The sequence below is a fragment of the Streptomyces sp. NBC_00385 genome (assembly GCF_035917155.1).
Classification (GTDB): domain Bacteria; phylum Actinomycetota; class Actinomycetes; order Streptomycetales; family Streptomycetaceae; genus Streptomyces; species Streptomyces poriferorum.
This window is the reverse complement of record NZ_CP107951.1, coordinates 7,620,145-7,646,290: the sequence shown is the minus strand read 5'-3', so window position 1 is coordinate 7,646,290 and position 26,146 is coordinate 7,620,145. Positions and strand designations below refer to the sequence as shown.

General features: G+C 70.7%; 27 protein-coding genes and 1 pseudogene. 8 read left to right on the top strand and 20 right to left on the bottom strand.

From position 1 onward, the window contains the following. Window positions 1–252: 252 nt before the first annotated feature. Window positions 253–2,175: a pentapeptide repeat-containing protein gene (locus OG959_RS34100; RefSeq protein WP_326664685.1), complete on the top strand. Its 1,923-nt coding sequence runs from the start codon at window positions 253–255 to the stop codon at window positions 2,173–2,175. Window positions 2,176–2,300: 125 nt separating this feature from the next. Here the strand turns inward: OG959_RS34100 and OG959_RS34095 are convergent, their stop codons facing one another. Then, complete coding sequence (locus tag OG959_RS34095) at window positions 2,301–2,756, bottom strand: hypothetical protein (protein ID WP_326664684.1); 456 nt, start codon at window positions 2,754–2,756, stop codon at window positions 2,301–2,303. 266 nt (window positions 2,757–3,022) lie between these two features. Here OG959_RS34095 and OG959_RS34090 point away from each other — a divergent pair, with 266 nt between their 5' ends. Further along, the gene (locus tag OG959_RS34090; protein WP_136326307.1) at window positions 3,023–3,247 is read left to right on the top strand and encodes a hypothetical protein; all 225 of its coding nucleotides are present in this window, start codon (window positions 3,023–3,025) and stop codon (window positions 3,245–3,247) included. Between the two features lie 101 nt (window positions 3,248–3,348). Here OG959_RS34090 and OG959_RS34085 read toward each other — a convergent pair whose 3' ends face one another. The 3 genes from OG959_RS34085 to OG959_RS34075 form a co-directional block, all read right to left on the bottom strand. Continuing rightward, window positions 3,349–3,507, bottom strand: a complete 159-nt coding sequence (locus tag OG959_RS34085; protein WP_187284883.1) for a hypothetical protein — start codon at window positions 3,505–3,507, stop codon at window positions 3,349–3,351. A gap of 211 nt (window positions 3,508–3,718) precedes the next feature. After that, window positions 3,719–4,339 (bottom strand): flavin reductase family protein, encoded by a 621-nt coding sequence (locus OG959_RS34080; protein ID WP_326664681.1) that lies wholly within the window; start codon window positions 4,337–4,339, stop codon window positions 3,719–3,721. A gap of 78 nt (window positions 4,340–4,417) precedes the next feature. After that, entirely contained in the window at window positions 4,418–4,804 is a 387-nt protein-coding gene (locus OG959_RS34075) for a hypothetical protein (RefSeq protein ID WP_326664679.1), read from the bottom strand. 231 nt (window positions 4,805–5,035) lie between these two features. On the opposite strand from OG959_RS34075, the gene OG959_RS34070 reads away from it, so the two are divergent. The 3 genes from OG959_RS34070 (at window position 5,036) to lnt (ending at window position 8,291) form a co-directional block, all read left to right on the top strand. Further along, window positions 5,036–5,902: a universal stress protein gene (locus OG959_RS34070; protein WP_326664678.1), complete on the top strand. Its 867-nt coding sequence runs from the start codon at window positions 5,036–5,038 to the stop codon at window positions 5,900–5,902. 122 nt (window positions 5,903–6,024) lie between these two features. Then, window positions 6,025–6,534, top strand: coding sequence for a nuclear transport factor 2 family protein (locus OG959_RS34065; RefSeq protein WP_326664676.1), 510 nt, complete (start codon window positions 6,025–6,027; stop codon window positions 6,532–6,534). A gap of 122 nt (window positions 6,535–6,656) precedes the next feature. Next, window positions 6,657–8,291 (top strand): apolipoprotein N-acyltransferase, encoded by a 1,635-nt coding sequence (lnt, locus tag OG959_RS34060; RefSeq protein ID WP_326664674.1) that lies wholly within the window; start codon window positions 6,657–6,659, stop codon window positions 8,289–8,291. Between the two features lie 9 nt (window positions 8,292–8,300). Here the strand turns inward: lnt and OG959_RS34055 are convergent, their stop codons facing one another. The 3 genes from OG959_RS34055 to OG959_RS34045 all read right to left on the bottom strand — a co-directional run bounded on the left by OG959_RS34055 (window position 8,301) and on the right by OG959_RS34045 (window position 10,978). Then, window positions 8,301–8,660 (bottom strand): hypothetical protein, encoded by a 360-nt coding sequence (locus OG959_RS34055; protein ID WP_326664672.1) that lies wholly within the window; start codon window positions 8,658–8,660, stop codon window positions 8,301–8,303. A gap of 154 nt (window positions 8,661–8,814) precedes the next feature. Next, on the bottom strand, window positions 8,815–9,714 hold the full coding sequence (locus OG959_RS34050; RefSeq protein WP_326664671.1) for a Gfo/Idh/MocA family protein: 900 nt from the start codon (window positions 9,712–9,714) through the stop codon (window positions 8,815–8,817). Between the two features lie 19 nt (window positions 9,715–9,733). Continuing rightward, window positions 9,734–10,978, bottom strand: a complete 1,245-nt coding sequence (locus OG959_RS34045) for an FAD-dependent monooxygenase (protein ID WP_326664669.1) — start codon at window positions 10,976–10,978, stop codon at window positions 9,734–9,736. Between the two features lie 84 nt (window positions 10,979–11,062). On the opposite strand from OG959_RS34045, the gene OG959_RS34040 reads away from it, so the two are divergent. Beyond that, window positions 11,063–11,713: a TetR/AcrR family transcriptional regulator gene (locus OG959_RS34040; RefSeq protein WP_326664667.1), complete on the top strand. Its 651-nt coding sequence runs from the start codon at window positions 11,063–11,065 to the stop codon at window positions 11,711–11,713. A 119-nt stretch (window positions 11,714–11,832) separates the two neighbouring features. Continuing rightward, window positions 11,833–12,276: a hypothetical protein gene (locus OG959_RS34035; RefSeq protein ID WP_326664666.1), complete on the top strand. Its 444-nt coding sequence runs from the start codon at window positions 11,833–11,835 to the stop codon at window positions 12,274–12,276. A 95-nt stretch (window positions 12,277–12,371) separates the two neighbouring features. Here OG959_RS34035 and OG959_RS34030 read toward each other — a convergent pair whose 3' ends face one another. The 13 genes and pseudogenes from OG959_RS34030 to OG959_RS33970 form a co-directional block, all read right to left on the bottom strand. Beyond that, on the bottom strand, window positions 12,372–12,857 hold the full coding sequence (locus OG959_RS34030) for a hypothetical protein (protein WP_326664664.1): 486 nt from the start codon (window positions 12,855–12,857) through the stop codon (window positions 12,372–12,374). Window positions 12,858–13,020: 163 nt separating this feature from the next. Next, entirely contained in the window at window positions 13,021–13,704 is a 684-nt protein-coding gene (locus OG959_RS34025; RefSeq protein ID WP_326664661.1) for a uracil-DNA glycosylase, read from the bottom strand. A 114-nt stretch (window positions 13,705–13,818) separates the two neighbouring features. Further along, a complete protein-coding gene (locus OG959_RS34020; protein WP_326664659.1) occupies window positions 13,819–15,399 on the bottom strand; it encodes an ABC transporter substrate-binding protein in 1,581 nt (526 codons plus the stop codon). A gap of 118 nt (window positions 15,400–15,517) precedes the next feature. After that, entirely contained in the window at window positions 15,518–16,273 is a 756-nt protein-coding gene (locus OG959_RS34015; RefSeq protein WP_326664657.1) for an SDR family oxidoreductase, read from the bottom strand. Between the two features lie 20 nt (window positions 16,274–16,293). Continuing rightward, window positions 16,294–17,055: a 3-oxoacyl-ACP reductase FabG gene (gene fabG, locus OG959_RS34010; RefSeq protein WP_266776196.1), complete on the bottom strand. Its 762-nt coding sequence runs from the start codon at window positions 17,053–17,055 to the stop codon at window positions 16,294–16,296. 230 nt (window positions 17,056–17,285) lie between these two features. Next, window positions 17,286–17,669: a DUF3037 domain-containing protein gene (locus tag OG959_RS34005; protein WP_326664653.1), complete on the bottom strand. Its 384-nt coding sequence runs from the start codon at window positions 17,667–17,669 to the stop codon at window positions 17,286–17,288. Next, complete coding sequence (locus OG959_RS34000; RefSeq protein ID WP_326664651.1) at window positions 17,666–18,517, bottom strand: HipA family kinase; 852 nt, start codon at window positions 18,515–18,517, stop codon at window positions 17,666–17,668. The genes OG959_RS34005 and OG959_RS34000 overlap by 4 nt, the downstream gene beginning before the upstream one ends. A 181-nt stretch (window positions 18,518–18,698) precedes the next feature. Beyond that, window positions 18,699–18,919, bottom strand: a pseudogene (locus tag OG959_RS33995) (TerC family protein); the annotation flags it as partial. Between the two features lie 337 nt (window positions 18,920–19,256). Then, complete coding sequence (locus OG959_RS33990; protein WP_326664649.1) at window positions 19,257–20,162, bottom strand: Gfo/Idh/MocA family protein; 906 nt, start codon at window positions 20,160–20,162, stop codon at window positions 19,257–19,259. Window positions 20,163–20,218: 56 nt separating this feature from the next. Next, the gene (locus tag OG959_RS33985) at window positions 20,219–21,433 is read right to left on the bottom strand and encodes an ROK family transcriptional regulator (RefSeq protein WP_326664647.1); all 1,215 of its coding nucleotides are present in this window, start codon (window positions 21,431–21,433) and stop codon (window positions 20,219–20,221) included. Between the two features lie 86 nt (window positions 21,434–21,519). Further along, window positions 21,520–22,386: a carbohydrate ABC transporter permease gene (locus OG959_RS33980; protein ID WP_326666790.1), complete on the bottom strand. Its 867-nt coding sequence runs from the start codon at window positions 22,384–22,386 to the stop codon at window positions 21,520–21,522. A 77-nt stretch (window positions 22,387–22,463) separates the two neighbouring features. After that, the gene (locus OG959_RS33975; RefSeq protein ID WP_326664645.1) at window positions 22,464–23,444 is read right to left on the bottom strand and encodes a carbohydrate ABC transporter permease; all 981 of its coding nucleotides are present in this window, start codon (window positions 23,442–23,444) and stop codon (window positions 22,464–22,466) included. Window positions 23,445–23,481: 37 nt separating this feature from the next. Further along, a complete protein-coding gene (locus OG959_RS33970) occupies window positions 23,482–24,885 on the bottom strand; it encodes an ABC transporter substrate-binding protein (protein ID WP_326664643.1) in 1,404 nt (467 codons plus the stop codon). A gap of 138 nt (window positions 24,886–25,023) precedes the next feature. On the opposite strand from OG959_RS33970, the gene OG959_RS33965 reads away from it, so the two are divergent. Next, window positions 25,024–26,070, top strand: a complete 1,047-nt coding sequence (locus OG959_RS33965) for a zinc-dependent alcohol dehydrogenase (RefSeq protein ID WP_326664642.1) — start codon at window positions 25,024–25,026, stop codon at window positions 26,068–26,070. Window positions 26,071–26,146 lie beyond the last annotated feature (76 nt).

Sequence of the window (26,146 nt, the reverse complement as noted above, 5' to 3'; positions counted from 1 at the left end):
GTGACGGCCGTCCCTGCCCCGACAGCGAGCGGCCCGAAGAGGCCGACGGAGTCACCAAGCTGTAGTCCCCTGCTCCAAAAGCAAGTTGGAGTCGATTCGCTACGCTCGGCTGGTCAGGGGATCGGCACTCGGACAGTCCTCCTGTCCATCGTGAGTCGACAAGGGGTCGCTGTCATGAGTCCTGCACCAGGGAGCACCTGCTCCAGCGGCGATTGCTCGGGCGTCCGCATCCCGGATCAAGCCTATTGCCTTATGCACGTCGCCGAAGAGGGTCGCGCAGCCTACTTCGCCGGGCTGACCCCCGGCTCCAGCATCGATCACCGGTACACCCCCTTCCCCGACTACCTCCTCGATCGTCTCCTGCAGTCCCTCTACGATCCCGAAGCCAGTTGCGCCCGAATCGGCGAAGCAGACTTCAGAGGGGCGGAGTTCAACGAGGCCAACTTCGACAGGGCAATTTTCTCCGGGACCGTCAGGCTCAGTGAGGCAAAATTCTACGAAAGAGCCTCATTTACCGAGGTGCAGTTCCTTGGCGATGCCTGGTTCGATGGAGTTCATTTTCATAAGGTCGTCGGATTCGCCGAGGCGCAGTTCTCCAGGCAAGCCGGGTTCAGCAAGGCGAGGTTCGACGCCCGGGCAACGTACGACCAGGTACAGTTCGCCGGCGTCTCCGCATTCGACGACGCGCAGTTCGCCGACGCAGCCAGATTCTACGGCGCAAAGTTCGACGGACAGACCATGTTCATCGGGGCCAGGTTCTCCGGCAGCGCCGGGTACACTGCGGCGCAGTTCTCCAGTTACACCGAATTCGGGGGCGCAGAGTTCGCAGGCGACGTCGGATTCAACTCGGCAATTTTCCATACGCAAGCCGGGTTCGCCCGGGCCCAGTTCTCCGGCCCTGCACATTTCGTCATGGCAAAATTCTCCAGCGATGCCAACTTCAGTGCGGCCATATTCTCCGGTGAAACCAAATTCGACGGGACGCAGTTCTCCAGCGCCAACTTCGGCGGCGCCCTCTTCGCACTGACGAGCCGGTTCGGGCCGATGGAGTGTGCCAAGGAGATCGATCTGTCCGGTGCGGTTTTCGAGGTTCCGGTATCACTGGAGATCGCGGCCCTTGCAGTGCGCTTCGAGAGAACCCGTTGGGAATCGACGGCAACCCTTCGCCTTCGCCACGCCACGGTGAACCTGAGTCATGCGGTGCTGACCAACCCAGTGGCGGTCACGGCCCATCCGACGCTCTTCCGCGGCGGGGGCGGATCCGAGATGGGCGAGAACCTGCTTCAGGGCGCCCCAAGCGGGGTGCGGGTGTCCTCGGTGCGTGGGGTGGATGCCGCACACCTGGTCCTGACGGACATCGATCTTGTCGACTGCCTGTTCGCCGGGGCGTTCCATCTGGACCAGCTCCGTCTGGAGGGCCGCTGCACCTTCGCCTCCACTCCCACCGGCCTGCACCGCCGCTACCTCATCTGTCCGTACCGGTGGAGCAGTCGACGCGCCCTGGCCGAGGAACACCACTGGCGCGCTCAACTCGCCGGCCAACCCGCGCTGCCGGACGGCCGGCCCCCCTCCCCCCGTGTCTGGCGCACCGGACCGAACCACCCCAGCCCGAACCTCACCCCTGACCCGGAAGACGTGGCAACCCTCTACCGGCAGTTGCGCAAGGCGTTCGAGGACGGCAAGAACGAGCCCGGGGCAGCCGATTTCTACTACGGCGAGATGGAGATGCGCCGCCACGACCGCGTCGATACGACGACCGGCGAGCGCTTCCTTCTCCGAGGGTACTGGCTGCTCTCCGGCTACGGCTTGCGCGCATCCCGTGCCATCGGCTGGCTGCTCGCGGCGATGGCAGTCACCATCGTGCTCATGGTGGGCCTCGGGCTCCCCGACTCGTCACCCGAGCAAGTTGCCACAGGTACTGTCCCCGCCGGCGGGGGGCAGGTGACGCTGGTCGTGGACAAGGACGACCCACGGCTGACCTTGCCTGTCGCCGATCGGTTCACCGGGGAGCGCTTCGACAAGGCCGTGCAGGTGGTCCTCAACTCCGTCGTGTTCCGCACCAGCGGCCAGGACCTCACCACCTGGGGCACCTACACGGAGATGATCAGCCGCTTCCTGGAGCCCATCCTGCTCGCGCTGGCCGCCCTCGCCATTCGTGGCCGCATCAAACGCTGACCGAGTGGTGTCTGCCGGCCCGTGGGGCCCGGCCCGCTGCACCCGGCCGGCTTCTCGGCCGGTCGCTGGGGCATCTGTGTCGCGTCCATCCTTGTCCGGGCGCGTCACCGACATGACTGCGGAAGCTACAGGCCCAAGCTCGAGACGAAGCCCGAGAAAGTAGGTGCGACGACCCGCCACTGGCACAGAAGGGGGTCCGCCCAGAAGTCACTGCCGACGACGCGGGGATCTGAGGGGTCCGACCGGTAGTCGAGAGCCAAAGCCCCATCATCACCGGGCCTGCGAGTGATGGCGATCAGCACTGCCTGTTCAACGTCGAGCCAAGGAAGTTCGAGCGGGGCGACGCTCCTGCTTCCGCGTGCCTGGCGAAAGAAGGCGGAGTGCGGATCATCGGCGAACATATCCATCGATTGGGACGCGTACGCCATCTGCTCGGGGTTCGACACCAAGCGAAGTGGGTCCTTGAACCACGGGATGGCCTTCGCCAGCACCGCATCGCCCGGGTCACGCCAGAGGTCGCGATCGACGAGCGAGGTCAGCAGGGCAGGCAGAGCAAGTCCACGGACCGTATAAGGCGCCATGGCGCACAGCTTCGCACGGCGGACAACTCCCAGGAGACACGCTCCGGTGCGGCAGCGGTCTACAGCAGCTCAGTCAGCCCGCTCGTAGTGCGGACAAGCCCGACCTCACACGGTTCGGTGCGGGAGCGGGAGCAGGAGAACGCGCAGCCGCACGCGGAAGCGTTGGCCGGGCCCCGGGAGGCCGTGTTCCCGTCCTCCGGCCACCGCTCCGGTGCCCGCATCCGGTTTCGGATGCGGGCGCGGGCGCCTGGGGCCACGCTGGAGGTATGGCTACTCCCCCGATTGTCATCCATCGACCGACACCGTCAGGCGCCCGGCTCGTCACCGTGCACATCGCCGGCCGCGAGGAGCGGCTCGGGCTCGCGCACAGCGATCACGATGTCATCGTGTTCCTCGCCGACGCTGGGATGGCGGACCCCGCACGGGCTCTGGACACCCCGTCGCTCGTCGAGTGGCAGGGCGCCGCCGCCCACGACTTCGCAGCGGCCTGAGCGCGCCGGGCGCTGCCTGTACGAGGTGCCCCGGAAGCCGCGCTGCCCCCGCACCCGCCGGAGCGGGTGCGGGGGCAGCGCGGGCCTCGACGCGGGTGGTGTCACTCGGTCTCGGCGAAGGGCGGAAGATCGGGTTCGACGAACAGCCCCTGGTAGCGCGGTGTCGGTACGGCCTCGGCCCGGCCAGGGGCCTCGGACACCGAGCCCGCCGCGCTCTCGTCCGAGCGCCGCTGAACCTGGCGGGGCGGGGTATCAGCCATCGGGGTCTCCTGTTGCTTCGCAGTTGCTCTGAGGGCCCCGGGACGCCGTCCGGTCCTGCGGGACGCGGCGGCGACGGGGTGTGGCACCGTCCCGGCCCCACACCCACCAGGGCACCGGTATCCGACGAGGCATGCTGAGAGTATCCGTTGTCCCGGGCCCGGCCGTAGCCGCCGTCGCCCGGTCAGCCCGCCATTCGCCTGCACAGCCGTGTCAGCGGGCGTCGCGGTCCTCCTGCCAGCGGGTGTACGGGATGCGGGAGATCTCCCGTACACCTCCGAAGGTGCCCCATTCGTCCTTGCCCAGCCGGGTCAGCGGGCGGAGTGCGGTGACTTCCGGATGCCCGTCCGTCATGACGTCCTCGTCGACCGCGGCGTGCACCACCCGCCCGAACACGACGGTGGAGTCGCCGAGCAGGACGGTGCTGTGCAGCACGCACTCGAGCGCGACCGGAGCCCCCGCCACGCGCGGCGGCTTCACCCGCAGGCTGGGCTCCCGCTCGACGCCCACGGCCTCGAACTCGCTGATGCCGCGCGGGAAGTCGGTCGCGGTGGCGTTGATCTGCTCGAAGAGGTGTTCCGGGGCGAAGTTCACGACGAAGGAACCCGTCGCCTCGATGTTGCGCAGGGTGTCCTTGCGCCCGACCGACGTGAACTGCACGACGGGCGGGCTGACGCACGCGATCGTGAAGAAGGAGTGGGGAGCCAGGTTGGCCGTCTCGCCGTCCGGGGTGATCGTGGAGACCCACGCGATGGGCCGGGGAACAACCACGGCGGTGAGCAGCCGGTAGAACGTGCCGGTGTCGGTGGCGCCGGGATCGAAGTCGATACGCATGACGCCGAGTATGCCGAGTACGGCGTCCGGCTCTCCCGTGGTTCCGCGCCTCCGCGTCCCCCCGGCCCTCCCGCCGCTCTACACCTCCGTGTCCCCCGGGCCTCCCGGCCCCTCGGAACCGAACTGCTCTGCCCTCAGGGCCAGGTCCTGGAGCACATCGGCGGACGACACGTCCGTCTGCCCCGAGTCGTGCACCTGCGCCAGCATCGCGAACGCCAGGGTGAAGGCCCCGACGAGTTGCTCCACCGCCCCGCCGACCTCCCGGCCGACCAGCGCCACCACGTCCTCGATCGTGGCGTCCTCGGGGATCGCGATCCGTGGCATCGTCTCGTTGAGAAGGGCGGTCACCACGGTCGAATCGGTGCTGGGGTCGTCACGGTCCGGGTCCTCCTCCAAGAGGCGGCGCATCTCGCCCGCTTCGGTGAGGATGCCGATCACACGTTTCACGACTTCGCTCTGCTCCATCCCGCGAGCATAGGTGCAGGCGCACCGGCCGACGAGGACAACCGGCGTCCGTCGTCAGCCGTGCCGGACCGGCGTACACCGGCCCCCGTCGCGTCTCCCCTGCGACAGGGGCCGACCGGCCGTAGCGTACGAGGCAGGCCGACCGGGTCCGGAGAACGGGCCGGGGGGCCTGCGGGCGCCACGCGGGCGTGCGCGGGCCGGGGCAGGCACCACCGCACTCAGGAGGCACGCATGACCGGCACCGAGCTTCCCGTGATCGCCGCGGTCGACGGGTCCACGCACAGCGACGACGCGCTGGACTGGGCGGCGCGTGAGGCGTCCGGGCGGGTGCTTCCGCTGACGATCGTGCATGTCCGCCTCCTGACCCGGCGTACCGGCCAGGAGGCGCAGCAGCGCGAGGCGGAGGAACTCCTCGCCCGGTCCGTACAGCGCGTGGAACGCATCGCCCCCGGGCTGCGCCCCGCGACGCTCGCACCGCTCGACTTCCCCTCGGCCGCGCTGGTCTCGCTCAGCCGCGACGCGTCGTTGGTGGTGGTCGGCTCCCGCGGGCTGGGCGGGTTCCGTTCCCTGATGCTGGGCTCCAACAGTCTGGCGACCGCCGCGATGGCCACGTGCCCCGTGGTCGTCATCAACGGCGGGCGGCCGGACGAGGAGCCGGACGGGAGCGCCCCGGATGCCTTCCGGGACATCGTCGCGGGGGTGGCCGCGGACGAGAGCAGCGAGGCGGTGCTGGAGTTCGCCTTCGAGACGGCGGCGGCCCGCCCCGGTGCGCGGCTGCGGATCGTGCACGGCTGGACGATGTTCTCGTCGATGCTCTCCGGCGGCCCCGTCTTCGACCGGGAGGCGGCGGCCGGCTCGGCGCAGCGGTCGCTCGCCGAGCTGACAGCGGGCCGGAGCGAGCAGTATCCGCAGGTCGAGGTCGTGAAGGAACCCGTCCACGGCTCCGCTTCGCGCACCCTGGTCACCGCGTCAGCGACCGCGGCCCTGACGGTGATCGGCCGGCGCAAGGGCGGCGAGTCCCTCGGGCTCGGGCTCTCCCCGGTCGCGCAGACCACGCTCACGCACGCGCTGGGGCCGGTGGCCGTGGTGCCTTGCTGACCTGTTGCGCGGCGGCGCCACCGAGCCCTCGGAAGGGCCGCTCCCGGCCGGATCCCGCCGTTCGCGGGCCACTACGGTGCACGGCACTTGGCCCCTGGCGCCCAGGGGCCCACACTGACCCGATGACGCAGCGTGTGGATCTCTCGACCGTGATGGACCGGCTCTCCATCGATGCAGTGATCACCGGCTACGCCGTGGCGGTGGACGACGGTGCGTGGACGGACTACCGGGCCCTGTTCACCGCGGACGGCCGCGCCGACTACCGCACCGCGGGCGGCATCGAGGGCCCCGCAGCCGAGGTCGCGGAGTGGCTCTCGGAAACGATGCTGCTCTTTCCCGTACGGCAGCACCTCATCGTCAACCGGCGCCTGGACCTTCAGGACCTCGGGGGCTATCCGGGCGACCGTGCCCGGCTGCAGGCCGACTACATGAACCCGATGCGGCTCGTGAGCGGACCGGAGGAGGAGCGGCGGGCGGACACCGGCTCGGCGGACCGTCCGACCGCCCCGAACTTCGTCTCCGGCGGGCGCTACGCCTTCGAGCTGCTGCGTACCGACGACGGCTGGCGCATCCAGGGCGTGACCGTCCATGAGAAGTGGCGGGATCTGTCGGGCTCCCTCGCCGCCGGATGATCCGGCGGGCGAACCGCCTGGTGAACCGCCCCGACCCGGGCCCGCTGCCCCACACTGGGGGCACGACGGAGGAAACGGATTCCGGATACTGCCTGCCACCCGGCAGGCCGAGGAGGCGCGGTATGCCGAGCGGGGTCGTGGGGCGCGCACGGGGCGGCCGGATACTCGCCTCGTCCTGGTGGCGCGGTGGCGCCGCGCTCCTGGCCGGTGCGCTGCCCGCGCTCGCCTTCCCCGCACCGGGACTGTGGTGGTTCGCGTACGTCGCACTGGTCCCGTTGCTGCTGCTGATCCGGTCGGCCGGCACGGGGCGCCGAGCGGCGCTCGACGGCTGGCTCGGCGGGGCGGGCTACATGCTGGCCGTCCACCACTGGCTGATGCCGAGCCTGCATGTGTTCATCGTGGTGCTGGCGGCCCTGCTGGGTCTGCTGTGGGCTCCATGGGGGCTGCTGGTCTCCCGGCTCCTGCGTGGACCGGTCTCCGGTGCGCGCGTCGTGGCGGCCGTGATCGTGGTGCCGTGCGGCTGGCTGATGATCGAGACGGCCCGGTCCTGGGAGGGGCTCGGAGGCCCCTGGGGGCTGCTCGGCGCCAGCCAGTGGCAGGTGCCGCCGGCGCTCCGGCTGGCGTCGGTGGGCGGGGTGTGGCTGGTGAGCCTGCTGGTGGTCGCGGTGAACACGGCTCTCGCCCTGCTGCTCACGGCTCCCGCCGCCCGCGCGGTGGCCGTCGCCACGCTCGTGGCGGGCTCCGTGGCCGTGGGTGCGGTGTGGGTGTGGGCTCCACAGCCCGAACCGTCCGGGACGGCACGGATCGCCGTCGTGCAGCCCGGTGTCGTCGAGGGGCCCGGCAGCGTGCAGCGGCGGTTCGCGCGCAGCGAGGAACTGACGCGCTCGCTGGCGGGCCGGGATCTCGACCTGGTCGTGTGGGGTGAGAGCAGTGTCGGCGCCGATCCGGCCCGGCGGCCCGACGTCACCGCCAGGATCGCCGCGCTGTCGCGCCTGGTGGGCGCGGATGTGCTGGTGAACGTGGATGCCCGGCAGACCGATGCGTCGGGGCGGACCGGAATCTTCAAGAGCGCTGTGCTGGTGGGTCCGCAGGGGCTGACCGGGGACCGTTACGACAAGATGCGCCTGGTTCCCTTCGGGGAGTACATCCCCGCCCGCTCGGCGCTCGGGTGGGCCACGTCGATGGGCAAGGCGGCGGGCGAGGACCGGCTGCGCGGCACGGGCCCCGTGACGATGACGCCGCCGGGCGCGCACGGTCTGCGCATCGGTCCGCTGGTCTGCTTCGAGTCCGCGTTCCCCGACATGAGCCGGCGGCTGACCCGTGACGGCGCCCGGCTCCTGATCGCCCAGTCGTCCACGTCGTCCTTCCAGCACGGCTGGGCTCCCGGCCAGCACGCGTCGCTGGGGGCGCTGCGGGCCGCCGAGAACGGCCGTCCGATGGTGCACGCCACGCTCACGGGTGTGAGTGCGGTCTACGGCCCTAAGGGGCAGCGCGTCGGGTCTCCGCTCGGTACGGACACGAGCGGTGCGGCGGTGTACGGCGTGCCGCTGGCCCGGGGCACGACGCTGTACGTCCGGCTGGGCGACTGGCCGCTGTACGGCGCACTGGGAGTGCTGGCCGCCTTCTGTGCCTTCGAAGGTCTGCGGGCGGTGCGCGGGCGGGGTCGGGCCGAGCCGGTCGTCCCGGCAGGTGGTGCGGGGCCGGTGGGCTCCGTCGGTACGGCCGGGCAGGCCCCGGCGGAAACGGCGCCCCAGTGAGCCCGGGCCTCAGACCGTGGCGCGGCCCGGTCCGTGCACCGTGACGATGTCGCCCATGGCGTCCACGGTGAGCGCGACCCGTTCGACCTTGCTGGTCACGCCGATGACCAGCCACACCGCGCCCCAGAGGAAGCAGGTGAGGGCCGTCAGCACGGCGTGCAGCACATGGTTGGGTGGCCGGCCCCGGACCATGACGACCTGGGTCTCGGAGCGGGACTCCACACGCCAGCCGCTCGCGATCCGCTGGTTGACCGCCCAGTCGAGGATCAGCGCACGCTGCATGGCGTCGGGCGGGCGCCCGTCGGCCGAGTAGTACCCCGGAGGCGGCTGGAGCGCGCCCCAGCCCTCCGGCTCGCGGTGGGACTTCATGAGGTCACCTCCACGGGCCGACGGTCCATCCACCCAGCCTGCATCGGTGCCGTCGCGCACGCATCCGGAGCCGTTCCGGGGGGCGTGACCCGGTTCGGGTCCAGGCGACCGTGTGCGCCGAGAACCGGATACCTGCGGGACGCAGTCGTACGGGCTACGCGCAGTCGAGGTCCCGCAGCACGCGCTCGCACAGCTCGTGCGTCTCCAGGGCGTCCCGGGCGCTCAGCAGCTGCCCGGCCCGGACGGCGTCCAGGAACGACAGGACGCTCTGCTCGATGCCCCGCTGGCGGGCCACCGGCACCCAGTCGCCGCGCCGCCGCAGGCTCGGCTGCCCCTTGTGGTCGATGATCTCGGCGAGGTTGACCACTTCGCGCTTGGAGTCCTGGCCCGAGACCTCCAGCCGTTCCTCGGTCGAGCCGCTGAGCCGGTTCATCGCCCCGATGGCGGTGAAACCGTCCCCCGAGAGCTGGAGCACGACGTGGTGCATGAGGCCGTCACGGATCCTGGCCCGGACGACCGTGTGCTCGACCGGCCCGGGAGCAAGGAAACGCAGCGTGTCGACCACGTGGATGAAGTCGTCGAGGACCATGGTCCTCGGCTCCTCCGGCAGCCCGACCCGGTTCTTCTGCATGAGGATCAGTTCGCGCGGGTGCTCGACGCATTGCGCGTAGCCGGGCGCCACCCGTCGGTTGAAGCCGACCGCGAGGCTGACCCCGCGCGCCTCGGCGAGCTCCACCAGGCGCTCGGACTCGGCGAGTTCGTAGGCCAGCGGCTTGTCGACGTAGGTGGGGACACCCGCTTCGAGCAGCCGTCCGGCGATCTCGGGGTGCGCGGAGGTCGGGGCGTGCACGAACGCCGCGTCCAGGCCCTGGGCCAGCAGCGAGTCGAGGCCGGTGTGGCACTGGGCGGCCGGGACGCGGTGGGCGGCGGCGACCGAGGCGAGGGTCGCGGGGGTGCGGGTCTGCAGATGCAGTTCGACCCCCGGCAGGGTGGTGAGTACCGGCAGATACGCCTTCTGCGCGATGTCGCCGAGCCCGATGCAGCCGACCTTCACAGGGTCTCCTTCTCGCTGTTCAGCGCCGCACGTCGCGGTCCTCCTCCGTGGAGGCCGACCGCGGCCGGGCCTGCGCTTCCTTCGTCCCGGCAGCATACGTGTGCTGCGGGGGCCGCCAGTCGGCGATGCCGTCGAAGGGGCGCAGGACGAGCCCCGGTCCGAGCCGGGAGAGGGTGGACATCACGAAGTCCCGTACGGCGACGGCCGGGGCGGAGCTCAGCCGCATCAGGCGGGTGACCCGTGCGGCCTTGCGGACGACGGCGGTGGTCCGCGGCAGCCGGTCGGCGGTGTACCCGGCCAGACCCGCGCCGAGGTCCCTGCCCGGCGCCACGTGGTGCGCGAGCACGATGCCGTCCTCGATGGCCTGGTTGCCGCCCTGGCCCAGGGTTGGCGCCATCGCGTGGGCGGAGTCCCCCACGAGGACGGTGCGCCCTCGGTGGAAGGCGGGCAGAGGGCGGTTCATCTGGTACACGTCGTTGCGCAGCACGCCCTCGGGCGGGGCGGCGGCGATGATCTCCGGGACGGGGGTGTGCCAGGCGCCGAAGCGGCGGAGCAGTTCCGCCCGTTCGTCGTCGGCGCGCTCCCCCGCCGGGGCGGCGGCCGCGGCGTACGCGTAGATGCGGCCGTCCTTGAGCGGCTGGGTGCCCCACAGGGCGCCGCGGCCCCAGGTCTCGTGCGGGGCGAAGGGCTCGGGCGGTGCGGGGACGACGACGCGCCAGGTGGTGAATCCGGCGTAGGACGGGCCGGGGTGGTCCGGGAACAGGGCGCCGCGCACGGCGGAGTGGATGCCGTCGGCGCCGACGACGAGATCCGCTTCGATCGTCCCGTCCGCCGTCCGGATCATGGCGCGCCTGCCCCCTGCGACGCCCGGGTCCACGAGGTACGCGGGGCAGTGGGTACGGATGGCGGACGCGGGCAGTCGGGCGGCGATGCGGTCGATCAGGGTGGCCCGGTGGACCAGGACGAGCGGACCGCCGAACCGCTCGGCGGCGGCGGTGCTGTCCGTCCGGGAGAGCCAGCGGCCGTCCGGGCCGCGCATGCCTCCCTCGCCCTGCCAGGCCGCCAGGGACCTGATCTCGTCGCCGATACCGATGACGTCCAGGGCGCGCTGGGCGTTGGGGGCCAGACCGATGCCGGCCCCGACGGGCTGGAGCGAACGGGCCCGTTCCAGGACCGTGACCTGCCAGCCGGAGCGATGCAGCGCCACCGCTGCCGTGAGGCCACCGATTCCGCTGCCGATGACGACCGCGCGGGGAGCGTCCATGGCTCCTCCTCACCCCTCGGGAACTACACCTGTAGTGACTCGACCAAGCTACTACAGGTGTAGTGATAGCGGTAGGTTGATCCCATGGCCACACGCACCGCCGCCGGTTCCTCCCGGGCCGCGCTCATCGCCGACGCCGCACTCGCACTCCTCACCGAACGCGGCATGCGGGGTCTGACCCACCGCGCGGTGGACGAGCGCGCGGGCCTTCCGCAGGGGTCGACGTCCAACTACGCCCGTACGCGGCAGTCCCTGCTGGAGGCGACGGTGCGACGGCTGGCCGAACGCGAGGCCCGGGTCCTCGCACCGGGTGAACTCCCGATGCCCGGCACGACACCGGGAGGGGGCACGGAAGGCGGCGGGGCCACGCCGGCCGTTCCGCCCGGCCCCGACGCCCTGATCGCGGGTCTCGCGGCGGCCCTCCACCGCTACCTGACCCGCCACCCGGACCTGCTCGTCTGCCGCTACGAACTCGCCCTGGAGGCCACCCGCCGCCCCGAACTGCGCGCGTTCTACGACGCGACGGGCCGGCAGTTCCGCGAACCGCTGGAGGCCCTGATGGCGGCGGTCGGATCGCCTCAACCGGAACGGCACGCCCTGTCGCTGGTGGCCTGGTGCGAAGGGCTGATGTTCTCGTGCGCGGCGGGCTCCTACCACCGCTCCGTCCCGACCGAGGCGGAACTGCGCACCGGCTTCGGCGAACTGCTGCGCGGGATGCTGGGCACAGTGGAATAGGGCGGGGCCGCCGGTCACCGGCGACACGCGGGGGCGTCATGCTGACCGGGTCACTCGTGCGGGCCAATCCGGGCCTCGCGGTGCCCGCGACGGGCCTCCCGCACCGCAGAGTTGATCAGGTGCATCGAACCAGAACCACCGTGAAACTCCTGGTCGGCGTGGCTGTCACGGCCCTGTCCGGGTGTGTGTCCGTACAACCGGAGCCGAGCGCACCGGCGCGCCCGGAGAGCAGCCGGCCGGCGCAGCACCTGGCCCCGCAGATCATCCGGCCCCCGGTACGCGACACGCTGGAGGCGCTGCCGGATCCGAAGCCCTCCGCCAGGGCTTCCCGCCGGACCGCTCCGGCGCCTCCGGCGGCGCGCCGCGAGGACCCGAGGCCTCCGCAGCAGCGCCGTCCCGCCCAGGCCCGTCCGCAGCAGCGCCGGGCCGCTCCGCCCGCCCCCGCCCCCGCCTTGCCGGCGCCCGTCACCGGGGCGGACGTGTGCGCGCTCGGCCGGGGATACGGGCACTGGCCCGCGGGCAGCCCGCAGTCGCGGATCTGCGACGACGCCTACGGCCGCTGAGGCTGCGGCCCCGCAGCAGGACCGGTGGCCCGCCCTGGCGGGCCGCCGGAAACCGCGCCCTCCCGGCCACCGGAGACATGTCCGGGGGCGGGCGGTCAGAACTCCCGCAGTCGCCGCTCCAGCCGTCCGATGGCGGCCCGGACGGCTCCTCCGTACCCGTCGTCCATACCGTCGTCGGCGAGGACGCCCGAGGCCTGCCTCGCCCGGTCCAGATGGATCCGGGCGGCGGCGGGGCGCTCGAGTTTCACGTAGTCCGCCGCGAGGTTGAGGTGCAGCGAGGGACGGAAGGCACGCACGGCGAGCGCGTCCCGGTGCCCGGCCGCGCCCTCGCCGGTCAGCGTCTGTGCGGCGGTGAGGGCCCGCAGGTCCCAGACCAGTTCGTCGCCGGGATCGTCCTGGGTGTCGGCCATGTAGTGCGCGAGGGTGCACCGGTGCCAGGCGTCACCGCCCTCGCCGATCTCCGCCCAGAGGGCGCCGAAGCGATTGCGGGCCTCCTCCCGGTCACCACCGTGGAGCAACATGACCGCCTGGCCGATTCTGGTCATGACGACGTCCTGCGACGCCTCCTGCTGCTCCGTCACCGCGGTCTCCCTCGCACCTGTCCGCCCACGCCCGGCCGATCGGTCCCGGCACACTCCGGCTGCCCCCGACGGAACCTGCCGGTCTCTGCCGGTTCCCTCCGGTTGCAGCCGGTTCGACGCTAGTCGCCGTGGCGGACATTCGCACTCAGGCTCCGGCGCGCCCTCAGCCCAGGTCGGGGATGCGCCAGTCGATGGGCGGGTGGCCCTGCGCGGCGACCGCCTCGTTGATCTGGGTGAACGGACGCGAGCCGAAGAACTTCTTCGCCGAGAGCGGTGAGGGGTGCGCCCCCTTCACCACCACGTGGCGCTCCGCGTCGATCAGCGGAAGCTTCTTCTGCGCGTAGTTGCCCCAGAGCACGAAGACCGCCGGGTCGGGCCGTGCGGCGACGGCGCGGATGACTGCGTCGGTGACCTTCTCCCAGCCCTTGCCCTTGTGGGAGTTGGCCTCACCGGCACGTACCGTCAGTACCGCGTTGAGGAGGAGCACGCCCTGCTCGGCCCACGGCATCAGATACCCGTTGTCCGGGACCGGCAGGCCGAGCTCCTCCTTCATCTCCTTGTAGATGTTGCGCAGGGAGGGCGGCGTCTTCACGCCCGGCCGCACGGAGAAGCACAGACCGTGCCCCTGGCCCTCGCCGTGGTACGGGTCCTGGCCGAGGACCAGGACCTTCACCTTGTCGTACGGGGTCGCCTCCAGAGCCGCGAACACCTGCTCCCGGGGCGGATAGACCGGCCCGTCGGCCCGCTCCTTCTCGACGAATTCCGTCAGCTCCCTGAAATAGGGACTGTCGAGCTCATCGCCGAGGACGCCGCGCCAGGACTCGGGCAGCGGGTAGGTGTCGGTCACGTCAACAACCTCCGGTAAGCAATTCGGTTCTTGATCCCAGAACCTACCGGGGGCCACTGACAACGGACCCCGGGGAGCCCTCCGAGGCCCCGGGGTCCGTGGTCAGCGGGCCGGTTACCAGCTGGCCTTGCGGTACAGCTCCCACATCTGCATGACCGTCTGCGGGTCCAGCGCGCGCTCGCCGCCGCCGATGTCCTCGCCCGCGGCGACATAGAGCTTGCCCTGCCACAGCGGCAGCAGCCGGACATCGTCGACGAGGATCTCCTGGGCGCGCTCGAACTGCTTGCTGACCGCGCCGCGGTCGCTCTCCTTGCGGGACTGGGGCAGCAGCTCGTTCGTGATCTCGTTCTTCACGTAGGGCATGCCGGTGACGCTGTCCTTGCCGACGAACGGGGCGATGAAGTTGTCGGGGTCCGGGAAGTCCGGGAACCAGCCGCGCCCGAAGACGGGGTACTGGCCCTTGGTGAAGCCCTCCTGGAAGGTCTTCCAGGGCTTGCTCTTCAGGGTGATCCTGAACAGTCCGGACGCTTCCAGCTGACGCTTGAGCTCGGCGAACTCGGGGGCCGTCGACGATCCGTAGCGGTCGGTCGTGAACCAGAACGTCATCGCGACCGGCTCGGTGATGCCCGCCTTGGTGAGGATCTTCTCGGCCTTCTTCCTGTCCGGGTCGCCGAACGTGTCGAAGAAGCTGGTCGTGTGACCCGCGATGCCCTTGGGAACCATGGAGTAGAGCGGCTCGGCCGTACCCCGGTAGACCTTGGCCACCAGGGCGTCACGGTCCACGAGCTGGGCTATCGCACGCCGGACGGCCGGGTTCCCGGCCGCCGGGTCCTGCGGGTTGAAGACCAGGAAGCGGATGTCGGCGCCGACCGTCTCGACGATCTGCAGGTCGCTGTTCGCGTCCTTGTTGTCCTCGAGGTTCACGACCTCCTCGGCGCCCAGGCCGCGGTACGTGGCGTCGATCTCGTTCTTCCTGAGCGCCGCGACCATGGAGCCGGACTCCTCGAAGTACCGGATGGTCACCGCGTCGTTCTTGCGGTCCGCGAAGCCCTTGTAGTCGGGGTTCCGCACCAGCTCGGCACGGTCCCCCTGCTTGTAGCCGTCGAGGAGGTAGGGGCCGGACCCGGTCACCTTGCCGTCGTCGCGGATCTTGTGCTTCGAGTACTCGCTGGGCGCCACGAGCGACATGGCCGGCGTGGCCAGCACGAACGGGAAGGTGGCGTCGGGCTTCGTCAGGTGGAAGATGACGATGTCGTCGCCCTTGGTCTCCACCCGGTCGAGCGAGCCGAGCATTCCGACGGGGCCGCCCTTGACCGCGATCGACCTGATCCGGTCGATGGAGTACTTCACGGCCTCCGCGTCGAGCGTGTCCCCGTTGGAGAACTTCAGTCCCTTGCGGAGCTCGCACCGGTAGGCGGTGCTGGTGTTGTCGGAGAACCTGCAGTTGTCCGCGGCGTCGGGCTCGGGGCTCGTGCTGCCGGTGGGGAAGCTCACCAGGGTCTGGAACACATTGCGCATCAGCTCCCAGGAGCCGTCCCAGGCCGCCGCGGGGTCGAGTGTGGACGGTGAGCTGGTGGTCCCGACCGCCAGCTTCTGTTCCACGTCCGAACCACCGCCGGGAAGCAGACCGCAGCCGGCCAGCAAAGACAGGGAAGCAAGGGCTGCAGCAGCCTGCAGACTGGCCCGGTAGAACACGTGCACGCTCCTCGATCAGCCATGGGTCGGCAGACCATACCGCAGCGCCCCGCCAGGTCAATCCGCTGGCCCGGCGGGGCACTTGAGGCAATCAGGGCCAAACCGGCCCAGGCCGTTCTCAGCTCACGCCGGCATTCAGGAAAATACCGCCGTCGACCACGAGGGTCTGTCCGGTGATCCAGTCCGACTGGCTCGACGTGAGGAAGGCCGCGGCCCCCCCGATGTCCGCCGGGACACCGAGCCGGCCCAGCGGGTAGGCCGCGGCCGCCTCCGCCTCACGGCCCTCGTACAGCGCCTGCGCGAACCTGGTCTTCACGACCGCCGGAGCGATCGAGTTGACCCGGACGACCGGCGCGAACTCGTGCGCGAGCTGCAGGGTCAGATTGACCATGGCCGCCTTGCTCATGCCGTACGCGCCGATGAACGGCGAGGCGGAGACACCCGCGACGGAGGCGATGTTCACGATCGCCCCGCCGTTCTCCTTCTGCCAGGCCTTCCAGGTCTGCTGGGCGAAGCCGAGGGCCGAGATCACGTTCGTCTCGAAGACCTTGCGGGCCACATTGAGGTCGAGCTCGGCGATCGGCCCGAAGACCGGGTTCGTACCGGCGTTGTTGACCAGGAAGTCGACCCGGCCGAACGCCTCCATCGTGCGCTCGACGGCCGCTGCCTGGTGCGCCTCGTCGTGCGCCTTGCCCGCGACGGCGATGACCCGGTCGGAACCGAGCGCCTCGACGGCCTCCTTCAGCGCGTCCTCGCCGCGCCCGGTGATGCACACCCGGTCGCCGCGGGCGACGAGCGCCTCGGCGATGCCGTAGCCGATGCCCCGGCTCGCACCGGTGATCAGCGCGACCTTGCCACTGTCCTGCACAGTCATGATGTCCGTAACCCTTCGGGTCAGTTGAGCGGTCCGCCGGCGACGTACATGACCTGACCCGAGACGAAGCCCGCGTCATCGCCCGAGAAGAAGGCGATGGCGTTGGCGATGTCCTCCGGGAAGCCGACGCGCTGGACCGGGATCTGGGTGGCGGCGGCGGCCTGGAACTCCTCGAAGCCCATGCCGACGCGCTCCGCGGTCTGCGCGGTCATCTCGGTGACGATGAAGCCCGGCGCGACGGCGTTGGCGGTGATGCCGAACTTGCCGAGCTCCTTGGCGAGCGTCTTGGTGAATCCCTGCAGGCCCGCCTTGACGGCGGCGTAGTTGGCCTGGCCGCGGTTGCCGAGGGCCGAGGAGGAGGACAGCGAGACGATCCGGCCGAACTTGGCGTCCACCATGTGTTTCTGAACGGCCTTGGCCATCAGGAACGCGCCCTTGAGGTGCACGTTCATCACGATGTCCCAGTCGGACTCGCTCATCTTGAAGAGCAGGTTGTCGCGGAGCACGCCCGCGTTGTTGACGAGGATCGTCGGGGCGCCGAGCTCCGCGGCGACCCGCGCGACGGCGGCTTCCACCTGAGCGCTGTCCGACACGTCACAGCCGACGGCGAGGGCCTTGCCCCCGGCGGCGGTGATCTTCTCGACGGTGTCCTTGCAGGCCGCCTCGTCCAGGTCGAGTACGGCGACGGCGCGGCCCTCGGCCGCCAGGCGTACCGCGGTGGCGGCACCGATGCCCCGTGCGGCTCCCGTCACGATGGCTACGCGCTGCTCGGTGGTGGACATGCTTGGCTCTCCTCGCCCTTGGATCGCGGCTCAGCGGACGTCGGGAACGAATCCGCGGGACAGGCCCGCGAGAACGTTCCCGATAACTGAGCAACCGCTTAGTACCTTCAGCAGACGAGACGCTAGAAGCCCTGGCACCCGGTGTCAACGGCCCACGGACGCAGCGGCGCATGTCACACCGGACGGCGCCGCCCCCGCGGCGGGCGGGGGCGGCGCCGCAGGGGCTGCGATCAGCGCACCAGCAGGTCGAGGAGCCGTTCGACCTCGGCGGCGGGGTCGGTGGTGAGGCCGCTGTGCACCGGGCTCGGCTGGATGACGGTCGAGCGCGGCGCGATGAGCCAGCGGAAGCGCCGCCCGGCGTCGTCGCCGGCCGCCTGGCCCGCGTCCGTACCGCCCCGGCAGACGCCCTCGACGGCGTGCAGCGCCGCTCGCACCCCGGTCACGTCGGCGCCGGGATCCAGGGCCATGAGCTTGCCCTCGTCGAGTGCGGTGCGGGCGGCGACGAATCCCTTGGCGCGGCAGTAGACCACGACCCCGGCGTTGAAGAACTCGCCGCGCTGGACGCGTGGCACCACGCGCAGGAGGGCGTACTCGAAGACATCGCGCTTGCTCACGGCCGGCCGCCCTTGTCGCTGTTCTCGTCGTCGTGCCGCGGGGCGAGGCGTTCGCTGAGCCAGCCCGGAGCCTGTGAGGGCTTGGACGCGGTCGGCGCGTCCAGGATGATCCGCTCGTGGATGGTGGCGGCACGCGGCAGCAGCGCCTCCACATAGGCGCGGCGCAGCCGATCCGTCGACTCGAAGCCCGGCTCGTCCACCAGCCACTCGTCGGGGACGTCGGCCGCGACCTCGGTGAGGAGCTCCTCCGTGACCAGCGGGGCGAGCTCGGCGGCCGCTGCCGCGATGTCGGGACCGAACGGCGCCAGCGCGTGGTCGGACGCGTTGTACGGCTTGGCGGCGGACGCCTGGGCGCCCGGCCAGTTGTGATGCCAGATCATGGTGGCGCCGTGGTCGATGAGCCACAGGTCGCCGTGCCAGATCAGCATGTTCGGATTCCGCCAGGAGCGGTCGACGTTGTTGATCAGCGCGTCGAACCAGACGACACGTCCGGCCTCGCCCGGGTCCACCTGGTAGGCGAGCGAGTCGAATCCGAGGGAGCCGGGAAGAAAGTCCATCCCGAGGTTCAGCCCGCCGCTCGCCTTGAGCAGTTCCTGCACCTCCTGGTCGGGTTCGGCGAGGCCGATCACCGGGTCCAGCTGGATCTGCACGAGATCGGGAACGCGCAGCCCGAGCCGCCGCCCGAGCTGCCCGCAGATCACCTCGGCGACCAGCGTCTTGCGGCCCTGTCCCGCTCCGGTGAATTTCATGACGTACGTACCCAGGTCGTCGGCCTCGACGATTCCGGGGAGCGAGCCGCCCTCACGCAGGGGCGTGACGTAGCGGGTCGCGGTGACTTCAGAAAGCATTCGGCCAGGCTATACGGGGAGGCAGCCTTTGATCGGTCCGCTGCTTCACACCGTGCGCCGTAAGGACGACGTGTCTGGACGTCACGGGAGGGACCGGGTTTCCGGTGGGGGTGGGCCCCGAGGGGTCTGTCCCGGACGTTGTGGTCACCCGGGGTTCGGCGGTCAGTTGGGGGTGGGTCGCTAGCAGCCAGGCTGTCGTGTACTCGGTGCCCGCAGTGGTGCCGAGGACGAGGAAGACGACCGCGCCGAAGATCAGGGCGAGGCTCACCCACACGCCGCTCCAGGCGGCTGCCTCCTTAAAACGGATGACATGCGCGGTGCGATGGGAAGAAGGTCCACCGCCAACGACACGACCACCGTCGCGGCGAACGCCACCCACAGCCAGAGCGGGACCTCAAGCACGCCGAACACCTCACTATGACCCGCACGGAATACACCCGCCCTTCCGAGTGTCGGGCATCGCACCCGCGGGAGCATGCCGAGCAGGTGGGGCCGGGCTGAGACATGATGTGGGCAGAGCCGGTAGCTCATCGGGAGACGCGTGGTGGCACGACCACTCGATGCCAGAGGCCACTCGGTGACCCCAGTCAGACCGCGTCCCGCATGGTGAGGCGGAGGAACTGCAGATGACCGCCCGCGAAGACCGCCTCATCATCGATGTTCACGACCCCGCCCCCCTGCGGGCGCACCCGAGCCGGCAGCCACCGTCCGCTCCCTCGCCGGGTCGGGGGCCGGCGGGTCAGGCTGTTCCCACTTGATCCAGCAGTTCCTGGATGCGCAGGCCCCTGGCCGCGTCGATGCCGGTGCCTGTTCCGGTCCGGACCGCGGTGGCGAACTCTCGCCGGAGCACTGGCCAGCACTCCTCGTGGTCGATGCCCGCCGTGTCGTAGACGAGTTCCTCGCCGGGGCCGAAGAGCTCGATACGGGTCCGGGCGCGGGGCAGACCGACGCTGCCCGAGAGCGAGGCCTGGCTGACCGCGCCGTTCTCGTGTTCGCAGGTCAGCTCGATCCAGCGGCGCGGGTCGCCGGTGCCGCGTACCGAGACGATCGGTGCGACGGCGCTGTCCAGCAGGTCCAGCAGATGGGGTCCGAGGTCGAGCAGCGCACCGTGCTCCAGTCGCCAGCCCGTCGCGAACTCGCCGCCGAGGAAGGCGCCGTGCAGATAGCAGGACCGGGCACCGATGACCTGACGGGTCGCCGCCTCGGCAAGGAAGGCCCGGGTGGCCGGGTGGTAGCGCTTGGTGAGGACGAGCTGGGAGATGACGCCGTGTTCGGCGACGGCCTCCGCGACGGCGCGCGCCGCTGCGAGGTCCGCGCCCAGGGGTTTCTCCAGCAGCAGCGCCCGCCCGGCGGCGGCCGCCCGTACGGCGAGGCCTGCCTGGACGGCGGGCGGCACGGCGAAGGCGACCGCCTCGCAGTGGTCGAGGAGTTCCTCGAACGAACCGGCGGTGCGGGCTCCGTGCGTCTGCGCGAGTTCGGCGGCCGACTCCGTGCGTCGGGCCCAGACCGCGGTCAGGGCGGTCTCGGGCCCGGCCGCCAGCATCCGGGCGTGCATGGCGCGGGCCCACGGACCGGCGCCGACCAGCCCGACACGGACCGGCGGGTGGGGCCAGTCGTTCTGGGCCGGGTCAGGGGCGTGGGGCATGGCGCTTCTCCGTGGGTGGTGCGGGGGCGGTGGGCAGGGGCCGGCAGGCCTACGGGTCAGCCGGTCCCGGTGTCTCGGGTGAGTGCGGCGAGCCGGATGTCGGCCCGGTCGGGCGCGTAGAGGTGGTCGACGACCATGGCGGCTGCCCCGAGCAGGGCGGCCCGGTCGCCGAGGGTGGAGGTGGTCACCTGGAGGTTGGCGGTGGTGCGTGGCAGGGCCCGCTGGTAGAGAAGCTCGCGTACGCCGGTGAGGAAGGGTGTTCCCGCCAGGTCGCCGCCGAGCATGAGGACGCCCGGGTTGAGGAGGGTCACGACCGTGACGAGCACCTCGCCGATGCGCTGTCCCGCCTCGCGGGCGAGCCGGACCGCGTCGGGGTTCCCCGCCGCGAGGTGTTCGCGCACGTCGGATCCGGACGCGGTGGGGACACCGGCGGCGGTCAGTTGTTCGGCGATGGCCCGTCCGCTGGCGACGGACGCCAGACAGCCGTAGGAACCGCACATGCACAGGGCGTCGGGGCGGTCGTGGAGCCGGATGTGGCCGATGTCGCCCGCCCCTCCGTCGATGCCCCGGTAGACCTCGCCGCCCACGACCACTCCGGCGCCGATTCCGGTGGATGCCTTGATCAGCACGAAGGCGGCGCAGTCGGGGTGGTTCTCGCGCTGCTCGGCGAGGGCCATCAGGTTGGCGTCGTTGTCGACGAACACGGGGAGCGAGTCACCGCCCGCCCACGCCCCGACGTGCTCGGCGAAGGCGTCCCGCAGCCGCTCGCGTACCGGGAAACCGTCCCAGCCGGGCATGATCGGCGGCTGTACGATCCGGGCGGACTCCCAGTCGACGGGTCCGGGCACGGACAGGCCGATCCCGCAGACTCGGTCCGGTGTGGTGCCGGCCCGGTCCAGGAGCGGGCCGAACCAGCGGGCGAGCCGGTCCAGGACCGGCTCGGGGCCATCAGCGATGACCAGTTCACCGGTGTGCTCGGCGAGGACCGTACCGGACAGGTCCAGGACGGCGGCGCGGCCGTGCCGGGTTTCGAGGTCGGCGACGAGTACCACGGCATGGGTGGGGTCGAACTCCAGCCGTGCGGAGGGGCGTCCGCCGGTGGACGTGCCGGTGGCACCACGCAGCCAGCCGGCTCCGAAGAGCTGGTCGAGGCGGTGGCCGACGGTCGACCTCGACAGCCCTGTGGCCTGCTGCAGCTCGCCCCGTGTGGTGGCTTCGCCACTGCGGATGAGCTGCAGCAGATGTCCCGCACTCGCCTGATTTCCTGCCATCCCCGCCGTCCTCGTCCTGTTTCGCCCCGTGTCGGGGCCCGCCGTACCGCCCACGCGGTCGGCCCCGTACCGTCCCTGACCTGTTCTCAGCCCTTGTCGGCGCCGCTGGTCAGTCCTTCGGTCAGGAGCCGCTCGGCGGCGAAGAACAGCAGTACCACGGGGATGGTGAGGACCACCGACCCGGCCATGAGTACGGTCTTGGACACCTCGATGCCGTTGGCCAGTTGCTGGAGTCCCAGGGAGACGGTCCACTTGTCCGGATCGGCCGCCAGGAAGAGCAGTGCGAAAAGGAATTCGTTCCAGGCGATCATGAAGACGTAGAGCCCGGTCGCCATGAGCGTCGGCAGGGCGAGCGGAAGGATGATCCTGCGTACGGTCTGGAGGCGGGAGGCGCCGTCGATCGCGGCGGCTTCCTCGATGCTGAAGGGGATGGTCACGAAGTAGTTCTTCAGCATGTAGATCGAGACCGGCACGGTCTGGGCGATGTAGACGACGGCCAGTCCGACCAGGCTGCCGGAGAGGCCCATCTTCGCGAACATCACGAAGAGCGGCACCGCGAGCAAGGTGGCCGGGAAGAGGTAGACGGCGAGGAAGAGCGCGCTGACGTGCCTGTTGCCGAAGAACTTCAGCCGGCTGACGGCGTACGCGCCGGGAACGGCGGCGGCCAGGGTCAGCAGGACCGTGGCCACGGCGACGAGCGCCGAGTTGAGCAGCATGCCGAGGAAGCCCTGGCCGCCCTCGGAGGTCGGCTTGAGGACGCTCTCGTACGTGGCGAGGGTGAAGTCCTTCGCGGAGACCCAGAGGTTGCCGGGGTCCAGGAGGAGGGCGTCGATGGGTTTCACCGACAGCATGAGCATGTAGTAGAAGGGCACGATCGTGATCGCCGCGAGGAAGGCGATCACGATCCAGCGGAGGACTCCGAAGAACCGGTCCTCGAACTGGGCGCGGCTCAAGGTCCGGCGGGGAGGTGCGGCCGGAGCGGTCGGGGCGGGCTCGGCCGTCCGCTCACGGGTCATCGACGGGGTGGGTGTCATGCCGACTCCTCCTGGACCTTCTTGCCGAAGAACTTGAAGTAGATGCCCAGCAGGGCCATGAGGACGACGGCGAGTACCAGGGCCTGCGCCGATGCCGCTCCGACGTCGAAGCGTGAGGTGAGGAAGTCGTAGACGCGGACGGCGACGACGTCCGTGCCCGATCCGCCTCCGGTGAGGAGATAGATGTCGTCGAACTTGTTGAACGTCATGATGAAGCGCAGGACGGACAGCAGGGCGATGACGGGCATCATCTGCGGCAGCAGGATGTGCCGGAAACGCTGCGAGATGGTGGCTCCGTCGACCTCGGCGGCCTCTTCGAGGCTGCCCGGGACGGCCTGGAGACGGGCCAGCATGAAGAGGAACGCGAACGGGAAGTAGCGCCAGGTCTCGAAGGCGACGACGGTCAGCAACGCCAGGGGGATGTCGAAGTGGAGCCCGAACAGTCCGACTTCGTAGGACCGGGTGGACAGGAAGGCGATCGGGTCGTCCCAGCCGAAGAGCTTCTGGCCCCATTCGTTGACGATTCCGTACTGCGGGCTGAGCGCGACCTCCCAGACGAACGAGACTGCCACGACGGGCGCGACGTACGGAAGGAGCATCGCGGCCCGCAGGACGCCCCGGCCCCGGAAGGGCCTGCGCAGGGCGAGGGCGGCAATCAGTCCGAGGATCACGGAGCCCGCGGTGGCTCCGATCGTGTAGAGCAGCGTGGTGCCGAGGCTACTCCAGAATCCGGGCGAGCCGAAGACCTGCTCGAAGTTGTCCAGGGTCCAGCGGCCGAAGAGGCCGTTCTCCTGGATGTCGACGAGCTTGGCGTTCTGGAAGGCGAGCAGGACGGTCCACAGGATCGGCAGGATCACCACGACCAGGACGACCAGGAAGGTGGGGGTCACGAAGGCGAGGCCCGCGCGGTTCTCCCGCCTGCTGGCGGTCTGTGGCCGGCTGCGGCGCTTCGTCGCACCGCTCTGGTTTGTGCTCATGGGATCGGTTACCTCGGGGAGGGATCGGCCGGTGCGGCTACTGGAGGGACTTCTGGAGGGCGGCCACTTCGTCGTTGGCCTCCTTGGCGGCCTCGTCCGGGGAGAGCTGTCCGCTCGTCATCGCCCCGATGGCCTTGGCGACGGGCAGTTCGCCGTTGGTGGCGCCGACGAGGGCGCCCTGCCCCTGGGTCAGGCCCCATCGCTTCATGTCGCTCACGCCCCTGACGAGCTGGTCCAGGAGCGCGGACGGGTAGGCCTTCTGCAGGGACTCGCGATGGTCGACGCCCATGACGCCGGCGCGCCAGGCCCGCTGGAAGGAGCCGGGGGCCTGCGGGGTACCGGTGCGGACCGGGATCTTGCCCTCGGGGGCCATGCCGAACCAGTCCTTGTATCCCTTGCCCATCATGTACTCGATGAACTTCTGGGAGGCCCCGGTCTCGGCGGTGCGGGTGACGGCCCAGGAGGTGATCTCTCCGAACTGGGCGGGTTCCTTGCCGTCGGGGCCCTGCAGGGAGGTGACGACGCCCGTGTTGCGGGCGAGGAACTTCGGGTCCTTCTTGCACTCCGGGCAGCTCGGCAGCGCGTCGGAACGCAGCCCGGCCAGCTCGTCGAGGAGGAAGGAGGACCAGACCATCATCGAGGACCTGCCCGAGAAGTAGGTCGCCCGGGTGGTGTCCACGCTCTGGGTGCCCGGGGCCCCGTGCTTCCGTGCCAGGTCGTCGTACGCGGCGAAGGCCGCGCGGCAGGCCGGTGAGTCGAGGGCCGGCTCGCCCGCGTCGTCGACGAGCTGGCAGTTGTTGGCCAGGGCGAGGTCCTCGAAGCTCTGCTGGGTGAAGACGTCCGAGGGGTCCGTGGCGAGCGAGATGCCGTCGCGGCCGTCCTTGTCCAGCGCGGCCGCGGCCTTCTGGGCGCTCCGGTAGCTGTCCGGCGCCGGCAGCCCGGCCTTCGCGAACAGGTCCTTGCGGTAGACGAGGAGCTGGAGCCAGGCGTCGGAGGGGACGGCGAGCCGGGTCCCCCGGTCCTGGGTGAGGGACAGTGCGTTGGCGTTGAACGTGCCGGGGTGCAGGTCCTTCACGATCTTGTCGGCGACCTTCGTGTTGAGCAGGCCGTTGCCGTACATCTGCCAGACCTGTCCCATGGGGACGGCGCCGATGACGTCCGGAAGCTTGCCGGCCGCCGCGGCGGACATGATCAGCTGCGGCAGCTGTGTCTCGTCCACGCCGACCAGGTCGACCTTGACGCCGGTCTCCCGCTCGAAGCGGCCGATGACCTTCTCGGTCGCCGCCACGCGTGGCGGCAGGTTCTCCTGCGACCACACCGTGATCCGGTTGTCGGGCTTCTGCTCGGCACCGGAGCTGCCGCAGCCCGCGAGCAGGCCTGCGGCCAAGGTCGCGGCGAGCCCGAACAGGGTCGCCCTCGACCGGTGGGTCCTCATTGCCATGCCTCTTCCTCACGCCACTTACGGACTTTCGATACGCATCTCAGCATCACTTTTGCTTGTTGACAAGACATAAGTCTGAGATATCTTCGACCTAAGTAACCGAGCAACGCTCTCCTCCCACCACATTCGGAGCTTCCCGTGGAACGCGTCGTCCAGTTCGTCGGCCCTCGTCAGGTCGAAGTCGCCGAGCACGAGAGCGCACCGCTGCCGGCCGGCCACCTTCGGGTCCGCACCCGCTACTCAGGCATCTCGGCGGGCACCGAACTCACCGCCTACCGCGGTACGAACCCGTACCTGACCCGCACCTGGGACGCCGAGGCCCGGATGTTCCGGGACGGCGCCCCCGGCATCGAATATCCGGTGGCGGGCTGGGGCTACTCCGAGGTCGGCGAGGTCACCGAGGTCTCCCCCGAGCTCGTCGGCACACCCGGGATGCCGGCCACCGGCGACCTCGTCTGGGGCATCTGGGGCCACCGCAGCGAGGGCATCGTGCCGGCCGAGCGCATGGTGGGCCACACCCTGCCCACCGGTCTGGAACCGCTGGCCGGGGCCTTCGCCCGAGTCGGCGCCATCGCGTACAACGCCGTCCTGGCGGCGGACATCCACCTCGGCGAGGACGTCGCCGTATTCGGGCAGGGCGTGATCGGCCTGCTCACCACGCGCCTGGCCCAGCTCAACGGCGCGCGGGTCACCGCTGTCGACGCGCTCGACGGACGCCTGGCCACCGCCCGCCAGTACGGCGCGCGCCACACGCTCAACGCCCGCACCGACACCGTCGCGGAGCGCATCCGCGAAGCCACGGGCGGCGCCGGTGCGGATGTCGCCATCGAGATCAGCGGCGTGTACCCCGCACTCCACGAGGCCCTGCGCTCGGTCACCGTGGGCGGCCGCGTCGTCGCATCCGGCTTCTACCAGGGTGACGGGGCAGGCCTGCGGCTGGGCGACGAGTTCCACCACAACCGCGTCCAGCTGATCTGCTCGCAGATCGGCGGTGTCCCCCCGCAGCTCGCCGGACGCTGGACCGTCGAACGCCTCCAGCAGACCTTCCTTTCCCTGGTCGCCGAGGGCCAGGTCGATGTCGAGTCCCTGGTCAGCCATGTCGTACCGGTGGCGGAGGCCGGTGACGCATACGTGCTGCTGGACGAGCGGCCCGCCGACGCACTCCAGGTCGTCCTGGAGTTCTGAAGCTCCCGGGGCCGCCGCCCCCCGTATCCCGATCCCGCCGTCACAGCCGTCGCAAGCCCGACGGCACCACCGCGAG

Coding starts and splice junctions, on each gene's coding strand:
- OG959_RS33990 (WP_326664649.1), bottom strand. CDS start 20,162: ATGCCCCACGCCCCTGACCCGGCCCAGAACGACTGGCCCCACCCGCCG.
- OG959_RS34045 (WP_326664669.1), bottom strand. CDS start 10,978: ATGGACGCTCCCCGCGCGGTCGTCATCGGCAGCGGAATCGGTGGCCTC.
- OG959_RS33985 (WP_326664647.1), bottom strand. CDS start 21,433: ATGGCAGGAAATCAGGCGAGTGCGGGACATCTGCTGCAGCTCATCCGC.
- OG959_RS34055 (WP_326664672.1), bottom strand. CDS start 8,660: ATGAAGTCCCACCGCGAGCCGGAGGGCTGGGGCGCGCTCCAGCCGCCT.
- fabG (WP_266776196.1), bottom strand. CDS start 17,055: ATGTCCACCACCGAGCAGCGCGTAGCCATCGTGACGGGAGCCGCACGG.
- OG959_RS34100 (WP_326664685.1), top strand. CDS start 253: ATGCACGTCGCCGAAGAGGGTCGCGCAGCCTACTTCGCCGGGCTGACC.
- OG959_RS34000 (WP_326664651.1), bottom strand. CDS start 18,517: ATGCTTTCTGAAGTCACCGCGACCCGCTACGTCACGCCCCTGCGTGAG.
- OG959_RS34070 (WP_326664678.1), top strand. CDS start 5,036: ATGACCGGCACCGAGCTTCCCGTGATCGCCGCGGTCGACGGGTCCACG.
- OG959_RS34085 (WP_187284883.1), bottom strand. CDS start 3,507: ATGGCTGATACCCCGCCCCGCCAGGTTCAGCGGCGCTCGGACGAGAGC.
- OG959_RS34015 (WP_326664657.1), bottom strand. CDS start 16,273: ATGACTGTGCAGGACAGTGGCAAGGTCGCGCTGATCACCGGTGCGAGC.
- OG959_RS33975 (WP_326664645.1), bottom strand. CDS start 23,444: ATGAGCACAAACCAGAGCGGTGCGACGAAGCGCCGCAGCCGGCCACAG.
- OG959_RS34080 (WP_326664681.1), bottom strand. CDS start 4,339: ATGCGTATCGACTTCGATCCCGGCGCCACCGACACCGGCACGTTCTAC.
- OG959_RS34065 (WP_326664676.1), top strand. CDS start 6,025: ATGACGCAGCGTGTGGATCTCTCGACCGTGATGGACCGGCTCTCCATC.
- OG959_RS33970 (WP_326664643.1), bottom strand. CDS start 24,885: ATGGCAATGAGGACCCACCGGTCGAGGGCGACCCTGTTCGGGCTCGCC.
- lnt (WP_326664674.1), top strand. CDS start 6,657: ATGCCGAGCGGGGTCGTGGGGCGCGCACGGGGCGGCCGGATACTCGCC.
- OG959_RS34075 (WP_326664679.1), bottom strand. CDS start 4,804: ATGGAGCAGAGCGAAGTCGTGAAACGTGTGATCGGCATCCTCACCGAA.
- OG959_RS34040 (WP_326664667.1), top strand. CDS start 11,063: ATGGCCACACGCACCGCCGCCGGTTCCTCCCGGGCCGCGCTCATCGCC.
- OG959_RS34095 (WP_326664684.1), bottom strand. CDS start 2,756: ATGGCGCCTTATACGGTCCGTGGACTTGCTCTGCCTGCCCTGCTGACC.
- OG959_RS34090 (WP_136326307.1), top strand. CDS start 3,023: ATGGCTACTCCCCCGATTGTCATCCATCGACCGACACCGTCAGGCGCC.